Annotated in this window: 2 protein-coding genes and 1 pseudogene; all 3 read right to left on the bottom strand. The window is 58.8% G+C overall.

Features of this window, described 5'->3' with window-relative positions; all coding sequences use genetic code 11:
- Window positions 1–180, bottom strand: a pseudogene (locus B3H64_RS00500) (hypothetical protein); the annotation flags it as partial.
- Window positions 181–216: 36 nt separating this feature from the next.
- A complete protein-coding gene (locus B3H64_RS00495; RefSeq protein ID WP_256304843.1) occupies window positions 217–1,359 on the bottom strand; it encodes an acyl-CoA dehydrogenase family protein in 1,143 nt (380 codons plus the stop codon).
- 260 nt (window positions 1,360–1,619) lie between these two features.
- Complete coding sequence (locus B3H64_RS00490; protein ID WP_050617136.1) at window positions 1,620–3,335, bottom strand: sigma 54-interacting transcriptional regulator; 1,716 nt, start codon at window positions 3,333–3,335, stop codon at window positions 1,620–1,622.
- Window positions 3,336–3,538: the final 203 nt, after the last annotated feature.

Raw genomic sequence — 3,538 nt, 5'->3', positions numbered from 1 at the left:
CAGGTAGTGCCGGATCCCCGTCAGCCCCTCCCGCTCCGCCCGGTCCGCCAGGGCGTGCAGGATGGCGACGGGCTCCGTGATCTGTCCGTTGCTCAGGCAGATGTCCCCTGAGTGGAAGAGCTTGGCCACTTCCTTCGGCGTCTTGCGTTTCTCCTGGTACATCGCCTTCCAATCGTTCATAATTTCATCTCCTTTTACAGGCTGTACGTTACACGCTTACTGGAACAGCGTGCCGCTGACGATCATCTTCTGGATCTCGTTGGTGCCCTCATAAATCTGGGTGATCTTGGCGTCACGCATCATGCGTTCCACGTGGAACTCCTTCATATAGCCGTTGCCGCCCAGAAGCTGGACCGCCTCGGTGGTGACGTGCATGGCGGCGTTGGTGCCGCAGTATTTGGCCTTGGCGGCGGAGATGGAGTAGGGCTGGCCCTCTCCCTTCTCCAGGGCGGCTTTGTAGACCATGTACTTGGCCTGCTCAATCTCAATAGCCAGCTCGGCCATCTTGAAGGCGATGGTCTGCTGCTTGCACAGAGGCTTGCCAAACTGTTGCCGCTCCATCAGATACTTGCGGGCGATCTCCCAGGCCCCCTCGGCGATACCCAGGCCCTGCGCGCCCACGCCGATGCGGCCGCCGTCCAGGGTCTTCATGGCCAGACCGAAGCCCTTGCCCGGCGCGGCGATCATGTTGGCCACGGGCACGCGGCAATCTGTGAAATAGAGCTCGCAGACCATGGCACTGCGCAGGCCCATGGTATTGTGGCGGGTACCGATGACAAAGCCGGGGGTCCCCTTCTCCACCACAAAGCAGGCCATGCTCTTGGGTCCCGCCTCTTTGTCGGTGAGGGCATACACGGCGAAGTAGTCGGACAGCGGCCCGTTAGTGATGAAGCACTTGGAGCCGTTGATGACGTAATCGTCGCCGTCCCGGACCGCCAAAGTGCGGGCGCCCGCCACGTCGGAGCCCGCAGTGGGCTCGGTCAGCGCAAAGGAGCCCAGGCTCTTGCCAGAGGCCACCGGCGTGAGGAAGCGGCGAAGCTGCTCCTCGGTGGCCTGGGAGTTGGTCAGGGAACCGCCGTACAGGGAGGTGGAGACCGAGTAGGAGATGCCCATGGCTCCATCTACCTTGGAGACCTCCTCCACCGCCAGGATATAGGACAGGTAATCCTCGCCCTGGCCGCCGTACTCCTTGGGATAGGGCAGGCCGATCAGGCCCATCTCCCCCATCTTGGCATACAGGTCGTGGGGGAATTCGGCGGCGGCATCCCGCACCAGGATGTCCTTGGCCAATTCCTTTTCGGCAAACGCCTTGACCGTGGATTGGATGGCCAGTTGGTTTTCGTTCAGGGTAAAGTTCATATTGGTATCCTTCCTTTCTGTTTCTCTGTCGGGCCGGGTTTGGTGTTCTGGCAGTATATAAAGCAACCAGCGTGCCAATTTTAAAATGGTTAAAAATCCATGGATTTGCTGCATTTTTGCCCAGCAAGAAGCCGCCCGGCTGTGCAAAAATGCACGGCCGGGCGGCTGCCTTTTCCTTCAAAATGTTCTTATGGCGAAGTATTTGCAAGGTCTTTGCATTTTTGCAGGGGTTTTTGCAAAAATGCAATGCTTTTGGGGGATCAATTCCGGCTGAGTTTTCGGGATATGGTGGATACGTCCACCCCCAGGGCCTTTGCCACCTCCTGCATGGAGGAATACTGGGCCTGGGCGTTGGCGATGAGCTGCCGCTCCGCCCGGCGCACCATATCCTTCATGGGCAGAATCCCCCGAATCTCCACCTGGGACGCCGGGTTCTGGCCGCGTTGGTACCGCACCGGCAAATGCTCCGGCGTCAGCACGTCCTCCGGGCAGAGGACCACCAGGTTTTCAATCAGGTTTTCCAGCTCCCGCACATTCCCCCGCCAGGGCAGCTCCCGCAGCACCTTGCCCAGCTCGATGGGGATCTCCTTGTGCTTGCCGTATTTCTGGTTGAAGCGCTCCAGCATATGCATGACCAGCGGAATGATGTCGTCCCGCCGCTGGCGCAGAGGGGGCACCTCGATGTTGATGACGTTCAGCCGGTAGTACAGATCCTGCCGGAAGGTGCCCTCTTCGGTCATCTCCCACAGATCCCGGTTGGTGGCCGCGATGATCCGCACGTCCACACTGATGGGCTTTGATCCGCCGATGCGGATGATCTCTCCCTCCTGCAGCACCCGCAGCAGCTTGACCTGCATCTCCAGCGGGAGCTCCCCCACCTCGTCCAGAAACAGCGTGCCCATGTGGGCCAGTTCAAAAAATCCGGGCTTGCCCTTGCGGCGCGCCCCGGTAAAGGCGCCGTCCTCATAGCCAAACAGCTCCGACTCAAACAGGGCGGGCGGGATGGCACCGCAGTTTACCTTGATGATGGGGCGGTAGCTGCGCATGCTGGAGGCATAGATCTCATTGACGACCATCTCCTTGCCGGTGCCCGACTCTCCCGAGATGAGGACGGTGGAGTCCACCTCAGAGATGGAATGGATGGTGGCCAGGATGGTCTTCATCTCCCGGCTGCAGGCCACAAAGCTGGTCTGCGCGCTCTGCTGCCGGGCGATATGGGCCAGCTCCTTGCTGTATTTCTCAGCAATCATCTGCTGCTGCTCCAGCTTTTGGCGCAGGTCGTTCAGCTCGGACATGTCCCGGATGTTGGCCACCACAGCCGTCATGGCGCTGTTGGCATTATAGACCGGCGAGCCGGTGATCAGCAATTGCCTGCCGTTGTGGTCGATGACCACGGTAGCCGTCTTCCCGGTCTCAATGACCTGGAGGATGGCAGAGGACTCGTACACGCCCTCCTGCACCAGATCGGCCACGTTCCGGCCCAGGATATCCCGGCGCTTGACTCCTATCAGCTTCTCCAGCGCGGCGTTGAGCCGGATCACGTTCCCCATGCCGTCAGATACCATGATCCCGTCGTGGGAGGACTCCAGACAGACGTTGAGCTCCTCGAAGATACTGCTCACTACGTCCATTTCCTGCATGACACACTCGGAATGCTTGGATTGGTGGAGCACGATGGTGCTGCCATGGCGCTCTCCGGACAGATATCTGGGGTTCACCCTGCACACGATCCTGGCCGGACCCACGTCTATTTGGTAGCGCCCCGAGCCGCGCACCAGGTCTACCTCCTGTCCAAGGCACTCCAAAAGCTCCTCGAACACCACAGAGGACCCCTCCACCATTTTCCGTGCAGACTCATTGACATAAAGGATCTTTCCAGCCTGATCCAGAATAATAATGGCGCAATAGATGGTGTCCAGCGCACTTTGGTAGACTTCTTCCCGTCTGGTGATCGGCTCACAAACTCTGTCTCCCATACGGCCTCCTTTCTTCTCTTTCTCTGCTCGGGCAACATGTACTTCTCCCTATAGCTATGCAAACCGGATGCCAAACCAAACTGCTTTCGCCGCCCCCTCACAAATTAAACATACAATTCCTACTTTTATAATATATGTTTTGGCACTCTTTTACAAGCGCCTTTTCAAAAAGGGCGGCAAAACAGACAGGCTGCCCGGAGCCT

It is taken from the genome of Intestinimonas sp. UBA1698, from assembly GCF_002320075.1.
Taxonomy (GTDB): Bacteria; Bacillota; Clostridia; order Oscillospirales; family Oscillospiraceae; genus Intestinimonas; species Intestinimonas massiliensis.
This window is presented reverse-complemented; position numbering and strand designations above follow the sequence as displayed.

Excerpts from the sequence above, each read along its gene's own strand:
- B3H64_RS00495 (WP_256304843.1), bottom strand. The coding sequence starts at position 1,359 with ATGAACTTTACCCTGAACGAAAACCAACTGGCCATCCAATCCACGGTC.
- B3H64_RS00490 (WP_050617136.1), bottom strand. The coding sequence starts at position 3,335 with ATGGGAGACAGAGTTTGTGAGCCGATCACCAGACGGGAAGAAGTCTAC.